Annotated in this window: 15 protein-coding genes; 4 read left to right on the forward strand and 11 right to left on the reverse strand. The window is 67.7% G+C overall.

Annotation, left to right across the window (positions count from 1 at the left end):
* Nucleotide 1: 1 nt before the first annotated feature.
* The 6 genes from ACQE3C_RS03895 to ACQE3C_RS03920 form a co-directional block, all read right to left on the reverse strand.
* Nucleotides 2-1156, reverse strand: a complete 1155-nt coding sequence (locus ACQE3C_RS03895) for an AAA family ATPase (protein ID WP_434537889.1) — start codon at nucleotides 1154-1156, stop codon at nucleotides 2-4.
* 150 nt (nucleotides 1157-1306) lie between these two features.
* Entirely contained in the window at nucleotides 1307-2476 is a 1170-nt protein-coding gene (locus tag ACQE3C_RS03900; RefSeq protein WP_434537890.1) for a helix-turn-helix domain-containing protein, read from the reverse strand.
* The gene (locus tag ACQE3C_RS03905) at nucleotides 2473-2667 is read right to left on the reverse strand and encodes a hypothetical protein (RefSeq protein WP_434537891.1); all 195 of its coding nucleotides are present in this window, start codon (nucleotides 2665-2667) and stop codon (nucleotides 2473-2475) included. Before ACQE3C_RS03905 ends, ACQE3C_RS03900 begins: the two co-directional genes overlap by 4 nt.
* A 60-nt stretch (nucleotides 2668-2727) precedes the next feature.
* On the reverse strand, nucleotides 2728-3879 hold the full coding sequence (locus tag ACQE3C_RS03910; RefSeq protein WP_434537892.1) for a restriction endonuclease subunit S: 1152 nt from the start codon (nucleotides 3877-3879) through the stop codon (nucleotides 2728-2730).
* Nucleotides 3879-5537 carry a type I restriction-modification system subunit M gene (locus tag ACQE3C_RS03915; protein WP_434537893.1) on the reverse strand — a complete coding sequence of 553 codons (1659 nt, stop codon included), beginning with the start codon at nucleotides 5535-5537 and terminating at the stop codon, nucleotides 3879-3881. Before ACQE3C_RS03915 ends, ACQE3C_RS03910 begins: the two co-directional genes overlap by 1 nt.
* Nucleotides 5537-7438, reverse strand: a complete 1902-nt coding sequence (locus ACQE3C_RS03920) for a hypothetical protein (RefSeq protein WP_434537894.1) — start codon at nucleotides 7436-7438, stop codon at nucleotides 5537-5539. The genes ACQE3C_RS03915 and ACQE3C_RS03920 overlap by 1 nt, the downstream gene beginning before the upstream one ends.
* A 165-nt stretch (nucleotides 7439-7603) precedes the next feature.
* On the opposite strand from ACQE3C_RS03920, the gene ACQE3C_RS03925 reads away from it, so the two are divergent.
* From ACQE3C_RS03925 to ACQE3C_RS03940, 4 genes are all read left to right on the forward strand, one after another.
* Nucleotides 7604-8188 (forward strand): hypothetical protein, encoded by a 585-nt coding sequence (locus ACQE3C_RS03925; RefSeq protein ID WP_434537895.1) that lies wholly within the window; start codon nucleotides 7604-7606, stop codon nucleotides 8186-8188.
* 331 nt (nucleotides 8189-8519) lie between these two features.
* Nucleotides 8520-9224 (forward strand): hypothetical protein, encoded by a 705-nt coding sequence (locus ACQE3C_RS03930; RefSeq protein ID WP_434537896.1) that lies wholly within the window; start codon nucleotides 8520-8522, stop codon nucleotides 9222-9224.
* Nucleotides 9225-9511: 287 nt separating this feature from the next.
* Nucleotides 9512-11059: an FGGY-family carbohydrate kinase gene (locus ACQE3C_RS03935; protein ID WP_434537897.1), complete on the forward strand. Its 1548-nt coding sequence runs from the start codon at nucleotides 9512-9514 to the stop codon at nucleotides 11057-11059.
* A gap of 26 nt (nucleotides 11060-11085) precedes the next feature.
* The gene (locus ACQE3C_RS03940; RefSeq protein ID WP_434537898.1) at nucleotides 11086-12429 is read left to right on the forward strand and encodes a sn-glycerol-1-phosphate dehydrogenase; all 1344 of its coding nucleotides are present in this window, start codon (nucleotides 11086-11088) and stop codon (nucleotides 12427-12429) included.
* Between the two features lie 7 nt (nucleotides 12430-12436).
* Here ACQE3C_RS03940 and ACQE3C_RS03945 read toward each other — a convergent pair whose 3' ends face one another.
* The 5 genes from ACQE3C_RS03945 to ACQE3C_RS03965 all read right to left on the reverse strand — a co-directional run bounded on the left by ACQE3C_RS03945 (nucleotide 12437) and on the right by ACQE3C_RS03965 (nucleotide 19240).
* Nucleotides 12437-13051, reverse strand: a complete 615-nt coding sequence (locus ACQE3C_RS03945) for a DUF3060 domain-containing protein (protein ID WP_434537899.1) — start codon at nucleotides 13049-13051, stop codon at nucleotides 12437-12439.
* 115 nt (nucleotides 13052-13166) lie between these two features.
* A complete protein-coding gene (locus ACQE3C_RS03950; RefSeq protein WP_434537900.1) occupies nucleotides 13167-14000 on the reverse strand; it encodes a hypothetical protein in 834 nt (277 codons plus the stop codon).
* 276 nt (nucleotides 14001-14276) lie between these two features.
* On the reverse strand, nucleotides 14277-15242 hold the full coding sequence (locus ACQE3C_RS03955; RefSeq protein ID WP_434537901.1) for a zinc-binding dehydrogenase: 966 nt from the start codon (nucleotides 15240-15242) through the stop codon (nucleotides 14277-14279).
* Nucleotides 15243-15258: 16 nt separating this feature from the next.
* A complete protein-coding gene (locus ACQE3C_RS03960; RefSeq protein ID WP_434537902.1) occupies nucleotides 15259-17667 on the reverse strand; it encodes a sodium-translocating pyrophosphatase in 2409 nt (802 codons plus the stop codon).
* A 145-nt stretch (nucleotides 17668-17812) separates the two neighbouring features.
* On the reverse strand, nucleotides 17813-19240 hold the full coding sequence (locus ACQE3C_RS03965) for a phosphoglucomutase/phosphomannomutase family protein (protein WP_434537942.1): 1428 nt from the start codon (nucleotides 19238-19240) through the stop codon (nucleotides 17813-17815).
* Nucleotides 19241-19510 lie beyond the last annotated feature (270 nt).

Consider the following 19510-nt stretch of genomic DNA (forward strand, 5'->3'; position numbering starts at 1 on the left):
GTCAACGCCTCACTGCAGAGAGCAAACCCGTCAGGCTCTCCGGAGCGATGAGCTGCTCCACCACGTCCGACAGCGGCAGTTCCGCAGCCAGTTGGTCACCGGCGTCGGGAATGCGGTCGAGCGGAGTCGCTCGGGTACCGTCATCCGTGACCTGCAGAACCAGAACCTCCTCGGCGGCGACTCCTTCATCGTCGAGCAGTTCGGGTGAATGCGTCGTGATGATCACCTGCATGTTGGCGTCGCGCTGCGCCAGTGCCAGAAGTGTGGGGAGTACCCTGACCACGGCCGAGTTCAGGGAGAGCTCGGGTTCCTCGAGCAGGAGAACTCCACCATTGGCGGGAGCGCTCACGATGGTCCACAAGAGGCCTATCAAGCGCAAGGTGCCATCAGAGAAATCGGTCTCGTCCTGGCGCGCGGGGGCTTGTCGCCAGTTGCGGTAGCCGGCGACCAGATGGGGCTTGCCCGCGGGGTCCACTTCGAGGCTGAGTGACTCAAACCCCGGGACCGCCGCGGTGAGGGCCCCCTGGATTCGACGAAGCCACGCATCACGAGTTCTCTGTGGGGTGGCGTTCATGTCAGCGATCATCGAGCTGCCGAACGAGGCATCGGTCGAGGTGCTGCTTTGCTGGGGATGACGAATAACCTGGGGAACCAGATGGAAGTAGGTGGTCTTGGCGAGATGGTCCGCGACGGCGCGGAAGGCCTGATTGGCTGCGATCTGCTCAAGGTGTGTCTGGGTCAACCGTTCCGGGTCGCTCTCGTCGTCGCGGTTGGGCCGCTGTAGCAGGGTTTCACCGTTGCGCTCCACCACCTCCTCCTGGACCAACGGACGATGGTGCCCCCGCGTCTCGCTGCCCACGGCAAGTCGGTACTTCCAAGAGTGAGCTGCGTCAACGAGATGGACCTCGATGACCAGGCGACCGTGCTTGTGGTTGCGGCTGAAGAGGCTGCGTGCCTTCGAGAGTCCCCCACGGGCTGCGAGAGCCGCAGCGAGCCCACCGCCGGGCCGGCACAGGTCGGTCAAGAACCTCATGAGGTCGAGCAGATTGGACTTTCCTGAGGCGTTGGGGCCGACCACGAACAGTCTGTCGTCCAGGTCGAAGTCGATGTTCTTGAAGTTTCGCCAATTGTGAGCAGTGATGTGTGTGATTCGCATGCGGATTCCTCTCAGGACCTGCTGCGGCGAGGATCGGAGTGATCGCTCATAGGTGGCACTGACCAGGAGGGTTGATTGTGTTGGCGTTGATCAGGGCGTAGTCGCCCAGCCAGTCCAGCATGCTGGCTTCCCACTGCGACTCGGTGATCATCAGAGCCTCTCCTCCAGCGTGCTGGCAGGGTTGCCCCCTGCGTGGCCTCGTCGCCGTGAGGCCAGGTCGATGACCTCACCAATCGGCTGGTCGGGCGCGGTGTGGCCGGGTGGGGTCCCCACCCATTGCTGGACGAGTTCCGGGGCCAGGCATGTGTAGCGAGCGAGGCTGAGGGCATCGAGTGGAGTGACCCGCGCCAGCACCTGTTTCAGCAGCAGTGGCCGCTCGACCGCAACCTCAACAGGTTCAACGTGTTGGTCGCGCCATCCCAGTGAAGAGAGCTGGATCTGCAGGCTGCGCTCCCGATGCTGACTGATGAGATGCAGCGCGCTGGCTCGTTTGATGATGGCACCAACGCTTACGCCATAGTCAGCCTTCAGCGGCAGGAGACCGCGCAACGTGGTGCCCTCGGTCACGCGCTTCACCATCACAGACCTCGGTAGCAGCAGAGCGCCAGCAAAGCGGTGGGCCCTGAGCTCCCTGGGGTCCCTGGTGCTGGTGAGGGGAGTCGCGAGGTCCTTGTCCCAGATGTGGTGAGCGGCCTCGTGCGCCAAGGTGAATCGGGCCACTGCCCCTGCAGTCGGATCGACCAGAGCGATCAGCGGTCGCGAGTTGTGACGCGAGGGAAGGGTGATGCCGGTGTGGTCACTCGGCGAGTCGCCTGCGGGTGTCAGAGCGGCTACGACGCCGATGCCCTGACGCTCCAACAATCGGGTGACGTTCGGCACTGGTTCCACCGAGTCCAGACCTCCCGCGCGGCGGATCTCGACGGCACACTGCTCTTCGTCTTCCAGAAGGTTCGGGTCGGTGGGGAAGACGAATTCACGGTAGCCGGACTGCTCGGAGGCGCTGCTGAAGACTCTCGTTGCTTCGCGGGCAAGACGGACGATGCGCTTCTCGTCGATCACGCGTGCCCGAGCGCGCTTTCGGAATGTCGGGGTGACGGCTTCCGAGATCGCGTCATGTGCTGAGAAGAACCCCAGTGGCAGCCCGAAGCGGACACTCAGCTCGTGCGCCAGATCCTGGGGGAACCGCTGGGAACCACTCTCGATCTTCGACAGTGTGGCTGGACTGATCTGCAGGTCGTCAGCAAGGCTCTTGCGGGAAATCGCCTGCAGTTCGCACAAGGCTCGAATGCGATCGCCGACAAGCTCGTTGGGTGTGTTCATGCCCCGCCCTGCGCTTCCAGGGTAAGTCGGACGTCCTGCCGAATGCTGAGCGGACGGTAGTGGGGGAACCGCGCATGGTCGAGGCCGCGGGCCCGGGTCTCGGCTTGGAGGATCGCCGACGCCATCGCCTCGTCCAGTGAGGGCGCGATGGCGCCGACTCGGTCGAGGATCAGGCGCGAGGTGTCATCCATGTCCAAGCCTTTCGGAATCCAGTGCTGAGAGAAACTATTGCATACGGATGTAACTAGTCGCTACAGCGCTGCCTCTGCGTGTCGGACGGCGTCCTTGACCTGGAGGGTGCCGTCCATGAGGGCGGGCAGCAGGGCGTCCCGGAGTTCGGCGAGGGACTGGGATTCGCGCAGGGCTGCCTCAACCATGCTGCGAGTCGCCATCACGCGCCCGGAGAACTCAAGTGCCTCCCGCTCTCCTGGCCATGGCACCTCGGAATCTCCAATGTCATTCCAGCTGGTGCGTGGCATCTTTGTCCCCGCTGATTTGGCGCTGGCTGCTGCCACCGTCTTGTCCGAACTGGCCGCTGCAAGGACCAAACCCTGAAGAGCTGGTGCTGTGGCGCGCAGTACAAGGATGTCTGTTGAGCACACACCGCTGGAGGGGGCTGACGCGACTTTGTGGAAGTAGGGGCGCAGCTTCCCGAAGAGCACATCCCCGGATTGGAAAGAAGACTTCCCGCTGGTGACCTCGGAGGCGTCACCTTGCTCGTGAAGCCACATGTGGCGCCGGGGGAGATGCTCGAGGCCAACATAAACCCCTTGTGCATCGGCAGGGTCAATCGGCTCTCGCACATTGGAACAGAGGGTTCGCAGAGGGTGCTTGCCGTGAGAGTGAGCGAACTTCTCGTACCAAGCACGGACGAGGGCATCTGCAGTATTGGCGAGCGCAGTGTTCGCGGCGATCTTGTCGTCCAGGGCTCCGAGGACCTCGGCGATGGCTTGCTGCTCGGGGAGTGGTGGTAGCCAAACCTCGAGAGCGCGCACATCCGAGACATTCAGATGCGCCACCGTGGATCCCAGTGAGAGATCAGCTATCAGGCGCTGCAAGGTCGGTGCGATCAGGGCGTAGTACAGGAACCGAGGCAGCGCCCGAGTGGTGTCTGGCCGCAGCAGGACGGTGCGTTGGCCCGGTGCAATATTGCCGGTGCTCGGTAGTATGACTACGGGGCCGACGGGTGCCTCTCTGGCGAGGAGCAGATCACCTTCCTGCGGGAGCAGCCGTCGTGTCCAAAGCTTGAAGGTTTCCCTGGAAATCTCGCGCGAGTCATTGAGGTTGATTCGATTCCCGGCCATTGCAGGGGTCCCCACTGCGTAATAGCCACCGCCCGGTGAAATTGGCGCGGACTTGTGTTCGCAGTCGACGATGTGGGTGCATGCCTGGTCCAGCCTCATCACAGCCTCCCCAACTGTTCCCGCACAACACCAGCCAACCGGTCCGACTCCCGGAATTGCTCCTCCAACTCAGCCGTCAACCTCGCGATCTTGTCGTCCAACGGCTCGGCATCAACCTCGGCCTCGGCCAGCCCGACGTACCGCCCGGGCGTCAGCGCATACCCCGCGACCTTGATCTCGGCCAGGCCCACTGACCGGCAGAAGCCGGGCACATCGGCGTACTCGTCGGGCAGCTCGACGTCCTCGTCCGCCCCGTTCTCGCCGGTCTCGGTGACGTCGGTGGTGCCCAGCGGCAGCCGCTCCATCCCACGCCAGGCGTGGAAGGTGTCGGCGATGCGGTGAATGTCGGCGTCCGAGAAGGCTTTCTCAGCGCGGGTGACCATGTGCCCCAGGTCGCGGGCATCGATGAACAGCACCTCACCGCGACGATCGATCGTCCCACCCCGACCGGCGGACTTGTCCCTGGCGAAGAACCACAGACAGACCGGAATCCCGGTCGAGCGGAACAGCTTCTCGGGCAGCGCGATCATGCAGGCAACCAGGTCGTTCTCGACCAGTTGGGCCCTGATCTCGCCCTCGCCACCACTGTTGGAGGTCATCGAGCCGTTCGCGAGCACCACTCCCGCAGTGCCCTGGGGGCCGAGCTTGGCGACGATGTGCTGCAGCCACGCGAAGTTGGCGTTGTTGGCCGGCGGGGTGCCGTAGACCCAGCGGGCATCCTCCTCGCGGCGGTTCCAGTCCTTGATGTTGAACGGCGGGTTCGCCATCACGTAGTCCATCTGGACGCCGGAGTGATAGTCCAGCGCGAAGGTGTCGCCCCACTTCGGCCCGAGGTTGCCGTTGAGCCCGTGGATGGCGAGGTTCATCTTGGCCATCCGCCACGTCGACTCGTTGAGTTCCTGCCCGTAGACGGACAGGTTCGACGGGTCCTCGTGGTGGGCGGCCAGGAACTTCTCGGCCTGCACGAACATGCCGCCCGACCCGCAGCAGGGGTCGTAGACCCGCCCCTGCTTGGGCTGCAGCATCTCGACAATTACGCGCACGACGCTGGCCGGGGTGTAGTACTCCCCGCCGCGGCGCCCCTCGGCGGAGGCGAACTTGGCCAGGAAGTACTCGTACACCTCACCGAGCAGGTCACGCGCCTTCGAGGCGCCCTGACCGGTGAACTGCACCGAGTTCAGCAGGTCGAGCAGTTCGGCCAGCCGCAACTGGTCGACATTGGCGCGATTGAACAACCGCGGCAGCGTGCCGGTCAGGCTGGGGTTGGCGGTCATCAGCATGTCCATGGCGTCATTGATGCGCTCGCCGATGGTCTTGTGGCTCGTGCCGGTGACCTTGGCGTAGGCCACCAGTGACTGCCATCGGGCATCCAGGTCGACCCAGAAGACACCTGCGCCGGTGTACTCGTCAGGGTCCTCCAGGGTGTCCTCGATCTGGTCGTCGTCGTAGCCCTCGGCGCGCAACTCGTCGGCGATGGCCTCGCGGCGTTCGGTGAAGGCGTCCGACACGTACTTCAGGAAGACCAGGCCGAGCACGACGTCCTTGTACTGCGAGGCATCCATCGAGCCTCGCAGCTTGTCGGCGGCCTTCCACAAGGTGTCCTTGAGCTCCTTGGGTGTGGTCGGCGCCAGCGACTCGGCCTTCTTCATGCGTGCCATCAATGGCCTTTCTCTTCAGTGGTGCTGGTCAGGGTGATTGCGCCGGACAGGACCGAGCGGGTGACCAGGCGGCGGAGCTCGTGCAGCTGAGTCTGCCGCTGTTCCAGCTGGGTTTCCCAGTCCTGCAGGTGCTGCATGATCGTGTCGGCCTGGGCCCGGTCGATGTTGCTGACCGGCAACTCCCAGGTGCGCCACTTGCTGTTGCCGGTGGCGACGGCATTGATGGCCCCGGCGATGGCGCTGGGCACCAGTCTCTCGGAGACCACGCGCAGCGCCCTGGCGGGGTAGGCCACCACCGAGCCGCCGTCGACGTCAACGATGGCCCGCGGTGTGCCTGAGCTGGTGAAGACGACATCACCTGGTTCGGTGAGGTGCAGGCCGGGGTGGGCCTGGGTCAGTGCCAGCAGGTCGACGGTGCGCCGCGTGCCGGTGGTCATCGCGGCCACGTCCCACACACGGATGCTGCCCGAGGGCAGGTCGACCAGGCGGGTGCCGGGCTGGATCGTCACCGCCTTCTGCCCCACGGCATCGCCCAGCCGCATCGTGTACCCGGTGCTCGGGGCCACGGCCACCGGCTCGTGTGGGAAGACGTCGGGCAGCTTCGTGTTCAACATCGTCCGCAGCGCCTGGATCCGTGCCGAGTCGTCGGCGGGGGAGTGAGTGGACTCCTGCGGGCGGGCGTTGGGCGATTCGGCCAGGGAGGTGCCGCGGGCCAGCACCTGGCCGCGGTCCGCGCGTTCCAGGGTGAGGAAGGCGCGGGCACGGCTGTTGCCGGCCGTGGCGGCGAGCAGGTCGTCCAGCAGGTTCTGGCGCAGCGCCGCGGAGAACTCGCGCCCCGAAACATCACCGGCCCACAGCGGCAGCTGCTCGTCCGTGGGGGAGAGCAACCACAGAGCGAGGTGCTCCCGGGTGCCTCCCCGAGTGAGGCCCTGGGGCAGTCGGACTGCGGCGCGCAGCAGACCGCTGCGCAGGTGCGCGTCGCGTCGTCCGACAAGGGCCGGGGTGAGCGGATCGGTGAGCAGTTGGGCGGGCCCGACCAGCAGCGCGTGACTGCCCGACGGCAACTGCAGCGCCACCTCGTCGAGCAGGTCGAAGGCTGAATCGGCGTGGTCGGGCAGGCGGGCCAGGACTAGGTTGCCGGCGTGCAGGGCCCAGTCACCGCCCAGCTCGACCAGACGAGGGGTGACGCCGTGGACGCGGTAGCGCAGCAGGGTCGTGCGGGCAGCCGCCCCGGACGCGATCGTGACGTCGGGGGTGGGCAGGTCTTCGTTGGCGACCATGGCGATCGTGACGTCGGTGCACGAGCCGAGCACGTCGACAATCGTGGCCCGTGGCCCCAGCAACGCAGTCGCGGTGGCGGCGAGCAGGTCGACCAGCTCGGAGGCGAGGCGGGGGTCGTGGGTCGCGGACGAGCGGCTGAGCGCGTCGTTGAGTTGTTCGTAGGCGTTGCGTGGATGCCACGCCGCGTCGGCCAGGGCGTCGGCCTGGGTGGCGCGGTCTTCGAATGCTGGCTGGTCCAGGGCGTCGAGCTCGGTGAAGAAGAACTCGTCGTCGGGGTCGAGCTCCTCGGCCTCGTCGAGCAGGTCGTCGGGGTCGAGGCCGGCGAGGGGCTCGTTGAGCAGGGCGCGGGTGGCGACCAGCAGCCGCAGGATGGCCAGCAGCTCGGGGTCGGCCGTGGAGCTGAGCGTAGTGCCGATCGCGAGGTCACCGCGGGCATCGGGATTGTTGCCCCGCTTGGTGGCCTCGAGCCAGTCGACGACCTCGAGCGCGTCGAAGCGTCCGTCAGGAAGCGGGGAGGGGAAACCCAGGCCAGCCTTGGGGCGGCGGCGCCACATGCTCACGACGGGTCGCTGGACGTCGGCGAGGCGTGCGACTTCGGCGAGCGAGAGCGTGGGGGGCATCGGGTCTCCTTTCGGGGTGATGTGATGAGTCTACGGGTTCGTGGGATTGGGACTAGGGGGGTAGATGATAAGGGGGCTTATCAGGAAATCGGGTGGGCATAAGGACTGTGCGGCCCCATGCTGGTTCCAACGCATTCCACCGCACACGAGCAAGGAGAAATCGCCGTGAAGAACCTCATCCACCTGGGTGCGACCCTGTCGGTCGCCGTCCTGTTCGCCGGCTGCACCGGCGTCGCCGCCGGCCCGTCGACCGCTGAACCGAGCGGGAACAACCGCCCTGCCAGCAGCGCCCCGGCCGCCACCGATGCGGCCACGACCGATCCGGCCCCGGCCACCACCGAGGCGGAGTCGTCCCCGACCCCGACCGACGACCCGGTCAAGGCCTTCGGCGCCTCCTACACCTGGGAGGACGGGCTGGCCGTGACCGTCAGCAAGCCGGCTGACTTCAAGCCCGGCGAGTGGTCGCAGGAGGAGGGCTACGACAAGTACGTCGTCTTCGAGATCACCCTGGTCAACAACTCCGGCACGCCGTGGGACCCGGGCATGTTCTACGCCACGCTGCAGTCGGCCAATGAGGAGGCGCCGACCATCTACGACTCCGAGCAGCTGGGTGAGCGTCCCTCGACCAAGCTGCTGAACGGTCGCGAGGCCAAGTTCAAGATGGCCTTCGCTGTCAAGGATCCCAGCGACCTGGTCATGGAACTGCGACCCGACTTCGACCACGAGTCGGTCCTCTACCAGCTGGGCTGACGATGATGACGCGACGGGTCAGGCCCTGGGACAGGGACCACTGCCCGGTGACGGGCAAGCGCCGCTTCCGCGATCACCGTGAAGCCGTGATTGCGCTGCACCAGGCAAGCAACGCACGCAAGACCGCGGGTGAGCGTGGGGTCGGGTCGGGCCGGCGCGAGTGCCGCTGCTACCAGTGCAATGTGTGCCGCGGGTGGCACCTGACTTCCCAGGGCGCCGGTGAGACGGTCGCACTGGACTGGTCGGTGGGTCGGCCGTGGATCGGGTGGGCGGGCGCGGACGAGGAGCCCGCCCCCATGGTTTCAGCCGGCGCGGACAGGAGGCACCGACGATGACGACCCCACCCCATGTGGTGAAGGCCATCGGGCGTGCGATCGCCCTGAACGAGCCGCGCGCATATCTGGCCCAGGGCCTCAACCACCTCGTCGGTGACGACTGGGAACCGGAGAACCCCGCGGTGCCGTTCACCCTGCTGGCCGCTGGTGTCGAACGGCTGCTCAAGGTGACCTGGGAGGCCCAGCGGCTGGCGCAGGGCCTGACGACCACCAACGCCCAACTGGCCAACTGGGGCCACGGACTCGTCGGTCTGTGGGACGAGGTGCATGCACCCCTGCCGCAGGACAAGTCGAGATGGGTCGGTACCCGCTTCGCAGACGCCGAGACCGACCCGTACCTGGCTGGCGTCGTCCGTGTTCTGGAAGCGTGGGCGGCCAGCCGAGGCCGCTACCGCAGCCTGGCCGCGATGGTCGGCGAGGCGGCCGAGGAGGACTCGCCCGTGCACATGTGGAGCGAGCTCGAGATGGAGTGCCTCACCGACCTCGGTCTGTTTGACGGGTTGCTGTCGGGTGACCAGACGGTGCCGTCGCAGACCCGAGCACGTCTGGCCATTTCGGTGCTGGTGTGGTGGGAGGCCATGTTCCGCTGCTGGCAGCACGGTCTGGTGAATGCAGACCTGAAGGCCTACGCCTATGAGCTGCAGCCGCCGCTGGCGGGTCTGCACCCGGTGCTGGCGGAGACGCTGTGGGGGCTGCGGTGACGCAGGTCGTGGCAGGAATCCTCCTTGGCAGATCATCAGGCCTCCAGTTCGCGCCAACTTCATGCAGTCCGCGGACACTGCAGTAGGGACCAGCGGCATGAAACGTGCGCGAACTGGTTGGCCGGTGCCGGGGGCAGCCCGTCAGACGAACCTGCCCAGCAGGCCGAGGCGGTCGCACCCGATCGCGCATGAGACGGAGGACAGGTTGAAGATCTCGACCCAACGACATTCTCCGGCCGCCAAGAATGCACAATGGACAGCAACAATGACGTTACGGAGGCCCGGCAATGAGCAGCGTATTCATGGGGATCGACCTTGGCACCGGCGGCTGCCGGGTGGGCATCTACGACGACACGGGCAGGCCGCTCGCCTTCGAGGACTCGCCACTCCAGTCCTCCTACCCACACCCCGGGTGGGTCGAGCAGGACGTCGACGAGTGGTGGGCCGCACTGGTCCGCTCGGTGCGCGGCGCCGTCGAGAAGGCCGGCATCGACCCGGCACAGATCGCCGGGATCGGCTACGACGCCCACTCCGCCTCACTGGTGGCACTCGACGAGGACCTTCGCCCCTTGCGTGCGGGCATCATGTGGGCCGACGTGCGTGCCAGCGAGCAGGCCCAGCGGGGCGCCGAGGTCGACCACTGGGCCCGGCTCTACAACGGTGGTGGCGCCGATGCCCCCTCGGCCGAGTGGTTCCTGTACAAGGCGGTCTGGGTCAAGGAGAACGAGCCCCAGGTCTGGGCCGACAGCGTCTGGTTGCTGGATGCCCCCGACTGGATGGGCCTGAAACTCACCGGTGAGGCCGTCATCAACATCACCTCGGCGTCGCTGAAGATGCACCACAACAATGACCACGGCGGTTTCCCGCTCGACTACTACCAGGCCGTCGGGGCCGAGGGCCTGATGGACAAGATGCCCAGCCAGGTTCGTCCGCTGGGTGAAGAACTCGGTGGCCTCAGCGCCGCGGCCGCCGCCGAACTCGGGCTGCCGTCCGGCATCCCCGTCGCGGTCGGCACCATCGACGCCGAGGCCGGCATGATCGGCATGGACGTGCTGGCCCCCGGCCGGATGGCGCTGATCACCGGCTCCAGCAACCCGCTGCTGGCCCAAAGTGCCACCCCGATCTTCGCCCCCGGGCTGGTCGGCGCCCACACCGATGCGGTGCTGCCGGGCCAGTACACGGTCGAGGCGTCGCAGTCGGCCACCGGTTCGGTGATGCGCTGGTTCCTGCAGATGTCGGCCCAGGACCTGCTCGAGGGGCACCGCAACGGGGGACCGTCGGCCTGGGACGTGCTGAACGAGGCCTCCAAGGACATCCCGCCGGGCTCCGACGGCCTGCTGGTCACCGAGTACTTCCAGGGCAACCGCAGCCCCTACAGCGACGCCAAGGCACGCGGCACCTTCACCGGCCTGGGCCTGCACCACCGCCGCGAGCACCTCTACCGGGCCATCCAGGAGGCCACCTGCTACGGCCTGGAGATGAACCTGCGCACCCTGCGCGAGCACGGGCTGCAAGCCCAGTCGATCATCGCCTGCGGCGGGGCGCTGTCGAGCCCGCCATGGATGCAGATGCACGCCGACGTCACCGGGGTCGAGATCGTCATCACCGAGGTGCAGGACGGCCCCAGCCTCGGCTCGGCGATGATGGGCGCGGTGGCCGCCGGCCGCTTCGCCGACCTGCCCGAGGCGGCCGCGGCGATGGTGCACGAGGCGCACGTCTACCGCCCCGACCCCGAGCGCCACGACGAATACCGCTTCTGGGTGGCGCAGTACGCCCAGCTGTACCCCGCCCTCAAGGACGTCCAGCACGCCGTCCACGACCACCTCGCCGGCTGAGTGCCGGCGAAGGAGAGGAACCAGTCATGAATGACGCCGTCAGCAAGGGCCTCCAGCACGCCGAGACGACCAAGGTCGTCGAAGTCGGACGAGGGGTTCTGCCTCGATCAGGCCAGATTCTCAACGCACTTCTGCTGCAGCAGGCCAGCCCCGGGCTGCTGGTCGCCGACGAACGCACCTGGCAGGCCGCCGGCGCCCAGGTCGAGCAGTCGCTGCGGGAGGCCGGCGCCGCCCTGGTCGAACCCATGGTCTTCCCCGGCACACCGACCCTCTACGCCGCCTATGAGCACGCCGAACAGATCCGTGAACGGCTGCGTGAGCAGGGTGCGGTGGGCATCGCGATCGGTTCGGGCACCCTGAACGACCTGGTCAAGCTCGCCTCCGGTGAACTCGAGCGTCCCTACGCCGTGGTGGGCACCGCCGCCTCGATGGACGGCTACACCGGCTTCGGGGCCCCGATGACCCGCGGCGGGCTGAAGATCACCATGCCCTGCCCGGCACCGACGGTGGTCATCTTCGACCTGGACGTGGCGGCTGCGGCACCGGCCCCGATGGCGGCCTCCGGCTACGGCGACCTGTCGGCCAAGATCCCCGCCGGGGCCGACTGGATCCTCGCCGACGTCACCGGTGTCGACCCGATCGACCCGCTGGCCTGGGAACTGGTGCAGGGCGGGGTGCAGGAGGCACTGTCGCGCCCGGCCGAACTGGCGGCCGGGGTGCCGGAGGCCTATGACGGGCTGTGCCGGGGACTGGTGCTGTCGGGCCTGGCCATGCAGGTCGCCCGCGGCACCCGGCCGGCCTCGGGCGCCGAGCACTACTTCAGCCACCTGTGGGAACTCGACCACGTCGGTGCCGAGCTCGACCCGCCACTGAGCCACGGCTTCAAGGTGGCGATCGGCACCCTGGCGATGACCGCCTTCTACGAGAAGTTCCTGCAGCGTGACGTGGCCGGGCTCGACCTCGACGAGGTGGCTGCCCGCTGGCCCTCGTGGGACGAGGTGGCCGACCACATCCGCGCGACCATGTCGGGCCCGCTGGTCGACAAGGGCCTCAACGAGACCAAGGAGAAGTACGTCGACGCCGATGGCCTGCGGCAACGCCTGGGCCGACTGGTCGACAGCTGGCCGCAGACCAGCGCACGACTCGAGGGGCAGCTGCTGTCCGCGTCCGAGTTGCAGCGCATGCTGGCCGAGGCCGGCGCGCCCGCCCGCCCGGAGGACATCGGGCTGACGGCGCAGGCCGTGCGCGAGACCTTCCCCCGGGCGATGTACTACCGCTCGCGCTACACCGTGCTCGACGTGGCCCGCGAGATCGGCTGGTTCGACAGCCTGGTTGAGGAGGTCTTCGCCCCCGGCGGCATCTGGACCTGAGGCCGCGTCACCCCTGGATGATCCTGTTCCCCCGGCCGTCGTCATCGACCTCTGGATTGCCGGTGGTGAAGGTGACGGTGTTGTTGTTGCCCTCGATGTCGAGTTCCCGGTTGATGCCCTCGAGCGTGGCGGTGTTGTCATTGCCGTCGATGTCGACGTAGTCCACGGTGGTGGCGCTGACGGTGGTGTTGTTGCCGTCGATGTCCAGGTCCTCGGAGGCCTCCATGGTGATGGTGTTGCCGGAGCCCTCGACGTCGACGTCATCGCAGGTGCCGGTGATGGCCACGGTCAGGTCAGAGGCGACGATCGTCACCTCGGCGCGGCCCTCGCAGTGCACGACGGCGCTGGCGGCGTCGGTCACCCGATGTCGATCGCGATTCTGCAGCACGATGGTGCGTTCGGTCGTCTGGGTGGTGGTCTCGGGCTCGCTGTCCTCGGTCGTGGTGGCGGTGGTGGCCGTCGACGCAGACGTGGTGGTCCCCACGCCGACGGTCGTGTCGGCAGTGGTGCTCGGCGCGTCCGAGGACGAGTCGGCAGAACAGCCGGCGAACAGCAGCAGCCCGGCTGAGATCAGGCCGACGGCGGCCCTGACGCAGGTTCTGGGGACGAATGATCTGGCCATGATGGATCCCCTCCGCTTGGGATCGGATCACGCCCGGCTCGGTGCCCGACCCTGGGGCCAGTCAACCACCGGACGATGGAGCCTGCGCAGGCTTCGTCGATGTGGCCTTGGCTGGTCAGCGGTGGTCGGCCCGGTCCCGCAGCGCCCCGGCGATATAACCCACGACCATGCCCGTCGACGGCAGCACCGAACCCCAGCCGTCGGCCCAGCCCAACGAACCGATCACCACCAGCGTGACGGCACCCCCGATCAGCCCCCGGTAGGCCCAACTGAGGACGCGTTTGCCATCCCTGCTGAACAGGATTTGGCCGACCACGATGAGGATGAGGCAGGCCACGAACCACGACGCGGCCAGGCCGACGCCGAACATCCCCTGGTAGGTGAGGGCGTTCCTGAGGTTGTTCGGCCAACTGCCCACAAGGATCGCGAGGGCGAGGATGACGACCAGGTTTGCGGCGCTGCCGCCGAGGAGCATGATGAGGTGCAAGGCGACAAGCCCCCACCGCGACTTCGGCCCCTCGAGGAGCTTCCCACTGGGCGCACCGCCCGCCAACGCGCCGGCGGAGCCAAACCGTTCTGGTGAGTCCGGGCTGGCCGCGCCGCCGTGATGGCCGACATGCCAGTCACCCGAGTGATTGGTGTGATCGCCCCAGATGCTGTCGCGGGACTCGCCGATCTTGGTCCCGCTGGAGTCGTAGTGGTTGGTGTGGCTGCCCCAGATGCTGTCGCGGGACTCGCCGATCTTGGTCCCGCTGGAGTCGTAGTGGTTGGTGTGGTCGCCCCAGATGCTGTCGCGGGACTCGCCGATCTTGTTCCCCGCGGCGTCAAACGTGTTCGTGTGGCTGCCCCAGATGCTGTCGCGGGACTCGCCGATCTTGTTGCCTTTGGCGTCGTAATGGTTGGTGTGATCACCCCACAGACTCTTGCGTGAGTAGCCGCCGTCCCCCATGGCGTGAGGCTAGTGGAGAGGGGAAGCACGGGTCAATGGTTTGGTTTGTGTCCGGATCACCCCGATAGGCCCCATCGACCTCGGCCCGGTCACTCGGGGTTGCCGGCGAGCTGGCCTGACCGGTGCGTCTGCAGCCCGGGTTCGCGTCTGCAGCGCGGGCCTGAGTCTGCCCGTCTGTACGACGTGCAGACTCAGGCTGGCACTGCAGACGTCGAGTGGCGTTGTAGACGCGGACGACAATCTGGTCGATCGTCACCTACCGCGGCGTGTCACCGACTACAGCTCGACCACGAGCTTGCCGGCGACATGCCCATCGGCCAGCACGCCGTAGGCACGGGGAGCCTGCTCGAACGGCACCACCTCGACCACCCGCGGGTCGAGTCGTCCGGCATCGACCAGGGCCAGCAGTTCCTCGAGCATCAGCCGCAGCTCGGCGCGCGCCCGGGCGTCGCCGTGCTGGTGGGCAGCGCCCAGGGAGATCTCGTGCACTGAGGGTGCGGTGGTGAACGGGGGCACGACGTCCCAGTCGGGGCGGCCCTGGATCGCCACCAGCCCGCCGCCGAAGGTGAGCAGGGACAGGTTCTGCGTCGCCGAGTCGCTGCTGATCGTGTCGATGGCGCCGTTGACGCCGACGCCACCGGTGAGTTCGCGGACGCGGGTGGGGATGTCTTCGGTGCGGTAGTCGATGACCTCGTCCGCGCCCAGGGCCAGCACCACCTCGCGGTTCGCCCCGGACGCTGTCCCGATCACGCGGGCCCCGGCCAGGTGGGCGAGCTGCACCGCGAACCCACCGACACCACCCGCGGCGGCGGTGACCAGCACGGTGTCGCCGGCACCGGCGTGCAGGCGGCGGTTCACGCTTTGGTAGGCGGTCATGCCCGCGCAGGGCAGCGCCGCGGCCGCCACGAACGTGACGCCGTCGGGCACGCGGGCGAGCACGTCGGCGGCCACCACCACGAACTCGGCCAGGCCACCGGGTCGTCCGAGGTCGTTGTGCAGGGCCACCCGATCACCGAGCGCGAAACCGTCGACGCCTTCGCCGAGTACGTCGACGGTGCCGGCGATGTCGAGCCCGAGCACGTCACCGGGGGACTTGCCACCGGCCACCTTGTAGTCGACGGGGTTGAGGCCGACCGCGGCCACCTTGATACGCACCTCTCCGGGCCCGGGCTCAGGGGTGGGCAGGTCGGTGACCACCATGTCGGTGGCCTTGAGGGTCTCGGTGAGGCTCAGTGCACGCATGCCCCAAGCCTAGGCGTCAGGCCTGGTCGACCTCGGCGTGCGACTTCTCCGTGGCTGCCTCCACCTCGGCCTCGATCTCGGCCAGGGGGCCGGTGCGGTCGGCGGCGTGGCGGGTGGCCTCCCACTCGGGGTTGCCGGGCAGTCCGTCCAGGCCGGGGTTCGGCTCGTCCTCGGCCAGCACGGTCGAACCGGTCCGCGAGCTGAAGATGATCATGACCACCGCGATCACCAGGGCCACCCCGGCGATCAGGTAGCGCAGCAGGTTGGGTGACTCGCCCAGGGCCGACATGCCGACCGCCGCCGGGGCGATCAGCAGCGCGACCAGGTTCATCACCTTCAGCAGCGGGTTGATGGCCGGGCCGGCGGTGTCCTTGAACGGGTCACCGACGGTGTCACCGATCACGGTCGCCTCATGGGCGGGCGAGCCCTTGCCGCCGTGGTGGCCGTCCTCGACGAGCTTCTTGGCGTTGTCCCACGAACCACCCGAGTTGGCCAGGAAGACCGCCATCAGGGTGCCCGCGGCGATGGCGCCGGCGAGGAACCCGGCCAGCGCCGGCGCACCGAGGCTGAAGCCGACCACGATGGGGGCGGTGATGGCCAGCAGGCCGGGGGTCGACAGCTCCCGCAGCGAGTCGCGGGTGCAGATGTCGACCACCTTGCTGTACTCCGGACGACCGGTGCCCTCCATGATCCCGGGGATCTCGCGGAACTGGCGACGCACCTCGACGACGACCGCGCCGGCTGCTCGTCCGACCGCACGAATGGCCTGGCCCGAGAACAGGAAGACCACTGCGGCACCGACCAACAGCCCGACCAGCACCGCCGGGGAGAACACCACCGACTGCAGCTCGAAGTCGGCGTAGCGATCCTGCAGGACACCGGCGACCGAGTCGGTGAAGGCCCCGAACAGGGCGGTGGCGGCCAGCACCGCGGTCGCGATGGCGATGCCCTTGGTGATCGCCTTGGTCGTGTTGCCGACCGCGTCGAGCTCGGTCAGGATCTGCGCCCCATCACCATCGACGTCACCCGACATCTCGGCGATGCCCTGGGCGTTGTCCGAGACCGGGCCGAAGGTGTCCATGGCGACGATCACGCCGACGGTGGTCAGCAGCCCGCAGCCGGCCAGCGCGATCGCGAACAACCCGACCACGCCCGCACCCCCGAGCGAGAAGGCGCCCAGCACGGCCAGTGCGATCAGCAGCGCGGTGAACACCGCCGATTCCAGGCCGAGCGCGATGCCCGACAGCACCACGGTGGCCGCACCGGTCAGCGAGGTCTTGCCGACACCCTGCACGGGCTTGTGCTCGGTGCCGGTGTAGTAGCCGGTCAGCGCCAGGATCACCGCGGCCAGCGCGATACCGATGGCCACCGCGCCGAAGGTCACCAGCCGGGGGTCGTCCACCGGGCCGCTGAAGTCGGTCATGCCCAGCTCGGCGAACGACGAGGGCAGGTAGGTGAACGACGCGACCCCCGAGAGCACCAGCGAAATGGCCGCCGAGGCGTAGAAGGCGCGATTGATGGTGGTCAACCCGTTCTCCGAGGCCTTCGGGCGCATCAGGTAGACCCCGGCCAGCGCGGTCAGCACACCGATGGCGGGAATGATCAGCGGGAACACCAGCCCGTGCTCGCCGAAGGCCGCCCGGCCCAGGATCAGCGCGGCGACCAGCGTCACCGCGTACGACTCGAACAGGTCGGCGGCCATGCCGGCGCAGTCACCGACGTTGTCACCCACGTTGTCGGCGATGGTCGCGGCATTGCGCGGGTCGTCTTCGGGAATGTTCTGCTCGACCTTGCCGACCAGGTCGGCGCCCACGTCGGCGGCCTTGGTGAAGATGCCGCCGCCGACGCGCATGAACATCGCCAGCAGCGCGGCACCGAAGCCGAAGCCCTCCAGGATCACCGGTGCACTGCCACCGAAGGCGAGGACGACCAGGGCTGCGCCCAGCAGCCCCAGCCCGATGGTCGCCATCCCGACGGCCGCACCGGTGCGGAAGGCGATCTTCATGGCCGGTTCGCGGCCGGTGTCACGGGCGGCGGCCGCAACCCTGACGTTGGCGCGCACTGCCAGCCACATGCCCAGGTAGCCGATCAGCGCCGAGAACCCGGCCCCGCCCAGGAACGCGACCGAGCGGGCGATGCGCAGCACCCAGGGGTTGCCGTCCCCGTGGATCGGCAGCGCGAGCAACCCCAGGAACGCGATCACGGCGAAGATGCCCAGGGTGCGGAACTGTCGTCCGAGGTAGGCCGAAGCACCTTCCTGCACGGCCAGCGCGATCGACTTCATGTTCTCGGTGCCGTCGGCGGCGCGCAGCACCTCGCCTCGATAAACCAGCGACATCGCCACGGCGATGGCCGCCAGGGCGGCGATGACGATCACGATGGTCACGCTGTTGGCCGACAACGCCAACTCCAGGGGGACGAGCATGGGCACACCTCACGAGACTGGTCACGCGGCGTCGTTGCCGCGGGGCCTCGGCCACTGCTGGGGCCGAACGCTGAGAGCTTAACAGCGCCCTTTCAGTCCCGGCGGTGAACCCGACGCAACGTTGTGACGATGTGTCCTGGGCGGTTCACCGGCCCAGGCCGAGGAACCCCACCATGGTGTTGACCAGTGCGTGGGCCTCGGCCTCGGTGGGTGCCTCGGCGAAGATGCGCAGCACCGGCTCGGTGCCCGAGAAGCGGACGACCAGCCACGCGTCGTCCCCGAAACGCACCTTCAACCCGTCCGGGTAGGACGTCTCGCTGACCTCACGGTCGAACGATGGCAGTTCGCGACGGTCGAACAGTTGCTCCATCAGGGCCTGGCGCCGGACCGGGGTGAACTCCCATGCCGTCTCGACCATCTCGAGCGAGCCGTACTCGGCGACGATGTCGGCCCAGTGCTCGCTGAGGTGGCGCTTGCTGGCGGCCAGCATCTCGACCAGCAGCGAGGCGGCGTAGACACCGTCCTTGCCGGCGATGTGGCCGCGCACGGTCAACCCGCCCGAGGACTCCCCGCCGATGATCGCGTCGTGGGCAGCCATCGCTGAACTGATGTGCTTGAAACCGACCGGCACCTCGTAGCAGACCTCACCGTGGCGGGCGGCGACCCGGTCGAGCAGGTGGGTGGTGGCCAAGTTGCGCACCACCGGGCCCTGCCAGCCCTTGTCGACCAGCAGGTAGCGGTACAGCAGCACCAGGACCTGGTTGGCCGACAGGTAGTTGCCGCGGTCGTCGATGATGCCCAGCCGGTCGGCGTCACCGTCGGTGCCGATGCCCAGGTCGGCGCCGGAATCGCGCACCTTGGCCTGCAGTTCGTGGAGGGTGTCCAGGTTGGGGGAGGGCAGCCGCCCACCGAACAGGGTGTCGTGGCGGCTGTTGATCACCTCGACGTCACAGCGTGCCGTCATCAGGATCGTCTGCAGGCAGGTCTGCGAGACCCCGAACATGGGGTCGAGGACGACCCTCAGGTGCGCATGGCGGATGGTCTCGGTGTCGACCTGGTCGAGGATCGAGTCGATGTACCAGTTCATGGACTTCTGGACGGTCACCAGCTCGTGGCCGACGATCTCATGGCTGGGCACCGCGACCACGTCGTCGTCGGTGAGCGCATTGACCTGGGCCTGCAGCGACGAGGTGACCTCGGCGTCAGCGTCTCGTCCGCCGGCGGTGAAGACCTTGACGCCGTTGTACAAGGCCGGGTTGTGCGAGGCGGTCACCGCGATGCCGTAGGCGGTGTCGATGCTGCGCACCGTGTACATGATCATCGGGGTCGGGGCGGCCCGGTCGATCAAGGTCACCGGAATCTGGTTTCCCACGAAGACCTCGGCGAGCCACCACGCCGACTCACGCGAGAGGAAGCGCCGGTCATAGCCGATCACGATGCCGCGCCCGGCGACCTGCTCGGCGACCATGCGGTTGGCCAGGCCCTGGCCCAGCAGCCGGACGTTGGCGCGGGTGAAGCCGTCGGCGATGATGGCGCGCCACCCGCCGGTTCCGAATTCGATCACGCCACCCACGCTAGTCGGGTCGCTCACTACTCGGACGAAAGCGTGCAGCTGTACTGGGCGTTCGCTCACCGGCGGCGGTTCGCCCCAGGGCGGACGAGCAGCGCCGGCTCGTCCCGTGAACGCTCTGTCACTACGGGTGATCCATCCCTGAGCAATGATCAGAACCTGTGGATGGCCCTCGGCGGGGTGACGTGAAAGTGGCGTACCTCCCGAGCAAGATCTGAAGCCCATGCAAGTTCTGATCAGGGTCGGCGTTGGCGCGCCGGCTCGGGAAGGTAC

The sequence above is a fragment of the Aestuariimicrobium sp. Y1814 genome, from assembly GCF_050113895.1.
GTDB lineage: Bacteria > Actinomycetota > Actinomycetes > Propionibacteriales > Propionibacteriaceae > Aestuariimicrobium.